This is a genomic window from uncultured Mucilaginibacter sp., from assembly GCF_903913935.1.
Classification (GTDB): domain Bacteria; phylum Bacteroidota; class Bacteroidia; order Sphingobacteriales; family Sphingobacteriaceae; genus Mucilaginibacter.
The window spans coordinates 1-2701 of sequence record NZ_CAIWNH010000484.1 but is presented as its reverse complement, the minus strand read 5'-3'; the positions used below and the strand labels follow the sequence as shown (position 1 = coordinate 2701).

The 2701-nt window shown below is 41.2% G+C and carries 5 protein-coding genes; all 5 read right to left on the bottom strand.

Going from position 1 to position 2701, the window contains the following annotated elements:
- Nucleotides 1-236 (bottom strand): ABC transporter permease (locus QZY09_RS19460; protein ID WP_295675078.1); only part of this gene is annotated, 236 nt, incomplete at its 3' end.
- A 214-nt stretch (nt 237-450) separates the two neighbouring features.
- Complete coding sequence (locus QZY09_RS19455) at nt 451-1188, bottom strand: outer membrane beta-barrel protein (protein WP_295675076.1); 738 nt, start codon at nt 1186-1188, stop codon at nt 451-453.
- A 287-nt stretch (nt 1189-1475) separates the two neighbouring features.
- Nucleotides 1476-1883, bottom strand: a complete 408-nt coding sequence (locus QZY09_RS19450) for a DUF6855 family protein (RefSeq protein WP_295675074.1) — start codon at nt 1881-1883, stop codon at nt 1476-1478.
- An 11-nt stretch (nt 1884-1894) separates the two neighbouring features.
- Nucleotides 1895-2209, bottom strand: coding sequence for a hypothetical protein (locus tag QZY09_RS19445; protein WP_295675071.1), 315 nt, complete (start codon nt 2207-2209; stop codon nt 1895-1897).
- A 279-nt stretch (nt 2210-2488) separates the two neighbouring features.
- Nucleotides 2489-2647, bottom strand: coding sequence for a lmo0937 family membrane protein (locus QZY09_RS19440; RefSeq protein ID WP_295675069.1), 159 nt, complete (start codon nt 2645-2647; stop codon nt 2489-2491).
- Nucleotides 2648-2701 lie beyond the last annotated feature (54 nt).

Genomic DNA, 2701 nt, shown 5'->3' with positions numbered 1-2701 from the left:
GCCACGGCAACAGGCAGGGGCGTTACGGCTGCCTGAACGCCCGCTACATTAGAAGTGAGGCGAAACAGCTGACCCGGTGCATCGTTAAATTTATCGTAACTCCTTTCATCCTGTACCCATAAAAAGATCAGGATACTGCAGGCCATGCCGGTAGCTAAGCCAAATATGTTTAACAAGGTAAATAGCCGGAATCTTTTCAGGCTGCGAAACGCGCTGGTTAAATAGTTTTTGAACATAGCTTTTTTTTGTTGATGCCCAGTGAAAACCAAACTAAATGCCAGTTTTGTATTTGATTGATATTAAGTATGTTGAGGGGAGTGGGTAAAGGGACATGTGCGGAATTGATACAATGCATGTCCGTTAACGGGCTTTTTAAAAAGTCAAAAAAGCGGCCCGTAATGGAAACCGCTTTTTGTTTATCAGGAACACCAGTTCCGTATAGTAAGGTTGTTAAAACTTAAGGGTCATGCCTATAGTTGTTTGAATTTCGTTTATTGGCAGTTTGGTTTGAAAGCGGCCCACAGTACCTGCGTCGCCACCGGTATTGTCAATTGTAAATCCACTTGAAGTTACGTAGTTAACGCGGATGCCTGCATCCCACGAATCACTTAGTGTATACCGAAACCCAAAACTGCCTCCATAGGCAAAAACAGTTGAGCCTGAACTTAACTGGTTATAGGTTGATCCTGAATTGGCTGAATAATCAAAAACAATGATCAGTGATGGGGTGGAAGAGCTTTTGATGACCCCGGCATCGGCCCTCACATCAAATGTGAAATTTTTGTATAAGAATGAATATTGCGGGCCGGCCATTAAATTTAAATTATGATACCTGTTTTCAGTAGTAACAGACGCTTGATTTTTATTGAAACTGGTGTTATACCCGTTTGCCAGGTTTTGAGCATCAGCCTGGCTTAATTCGCCCTGGTCCTGGAAGGAAAAGGTAGCGCCGATAGCCAGGTTTTTATAAATATACACGGCCCCGTCTAAACCAAACGTTGCTCCTTTTTTCGCATAGCCTGAACTGTTGTCGCTATAATTGGTAGAGGCGAAGCTGCCAAGGGGGATAGATGTACCGCCCATAAATGTAAGGTAGCTTTTAGCAACCGGTTTGTCGTCCTGTGCTTTTGCGTTTAAAGAGAATAAGGTGATTAAAATTGCAGATAGTATAGTAAGGTGTTTTTTCATATAAAAGTGCGGGGTGATATTTTTTGTTTTATGCCACTATTAGCCTGATGTAAATGCATCGGTTATGCAAACGTATAAAGGTTTCTAATAGTATCCATATCAATTCTTAAAAAATGTTAAATTTTGCGTGTAACAATAGCAATACCTGCAATTTTAAGGATTTTAAAGTCAATTTTTAACAGAAAAGATATTTTATTCTGTTGGTGCAGGTAACCGGGGGCATTTAAGGCCCTTAAAGCAGCGAATTGGCTTTGGATAATGAGAAGATAAAGCAAAGCTATACCGGCTTATAACGCTTTCATTTTGTTGTTTTTAGCATCGTGGGTAACCTCAGCCAACCCGAGTTTTTCCATCAGCGGCGGTATGTACATGCCAAAACGGCCACGAAGCCCTTTCTTAAGGCCATACCATCCACCCACCGGGTTTTTTTCCGAACGGCCCCAGGCTTCAACCGTCCCTTCTTTGGCCGGTTTTTGTTCGTCGGCGCTACCAAGTTCCATCCAGTCACCATGTTTTTTCAGCATGTCATGCAGGTCGGCCAGGCAGCGGTAATCATACAATAAAACAGTTTTTCCAACGGTGCATACCAAAACATCTTTACCGTCTTTCACATCTGTATGCATGGTGTATTCCGATGATAACGGCGGTGTTTTTAATAATGACGGGTTTTCTTTTGTACCGATCTGGTCTTTCATGTGTTGATTTTTTAAGCGTTGAAAATTTGTTTTGAAGAGCCTACCAACGTCAAAAACTCTGGTTTGGGAGGTGTTTCGGGGCCGCTTTGTTTAAGTTCTGCCTGGAAAGTTTGAAAAGATCCCAGCCCGAAAAGTACTTTCTCAGATTCTTCAGGGCTGAAAAAAGCGGTATGCGTAAATGATTTTCCATCAGCCCCAAGGCATACATGGTAAAAAATACCAGGATGCGCGAGCTCTTGCAGATCGTTCATAACTTTTTTAATGTTGCGCTGGTTTTGCGCTGCATATTCAGCGGTGGTAGTATAGGTTACTTTTACTATTTTCATTTTCTTTCCTGGTTTATGGCGCAGGAAGTGTCCGCGCCGCGCTATTTTCGTTTATGAATTTATCGGGGTGATCAGTTCGTCTCTTGTTTCTTTATCAAATAGTGATTTGATCGAAATTAAGTATCGTGTTGTTAAATTGGCGACTCTAATATAAGCGAAAAATTGCTTAATACGGAGGGCATTAACCTGCTTATTTTTTGATAAGGCTGCCAATGTGGAGTAACACAAACAAAAAAGGCGACCTTTTGGATCGCCTTTCAACTTAAGGAATTATGGAATTTAGATTACTGAAGTGTCGCCCCTGATGAGTCCTATCAATAGGGAAATTATTGCAATAACCAATAATACATGTATTATTCCGCCTGCTGAGTAAGCAAACACGCCAATCGCCCACCCAATTATCAGGATGACTGCGATAATATAAAGGATTGATCTCATAATATTTTGTTTTTAGTAAATGTGTTTACCATATCAAAATAATCATGCCAAATT

Excerpts from the sequence above, each read along its gene's own strand:
- QZY09_RS19445 (WP_295675071.1), bottom strand. The coding sequence starts at position 2,209 with ATGAAAATAGTAAAAGTAACCTATACTACCACCGCTGAATATGCAGCG.
- QZY09_RS19450 (WP_295675074.1), bottom strand. The coding sequence starts at position 1,883 with ATGAAAGACCAGATCGGTACAAAAGAAAACCCGTCATTATTAAAAACA.
- QZY09_RS19455 (WP_295675076.1), bottom strand. The coding sequence starts at position 1,188 with ATGAAAAAACACCTTACTATACTATCTGCAATTTTAATCACCTTATTC.
- QZY09_RS19440 (WP_295675069.1), bottom strand. The coding sequence starts at position 2,647 with ATGAGATCAATCCTTTATATTATCGCAGTCATCCTGATAATTGGGTGG.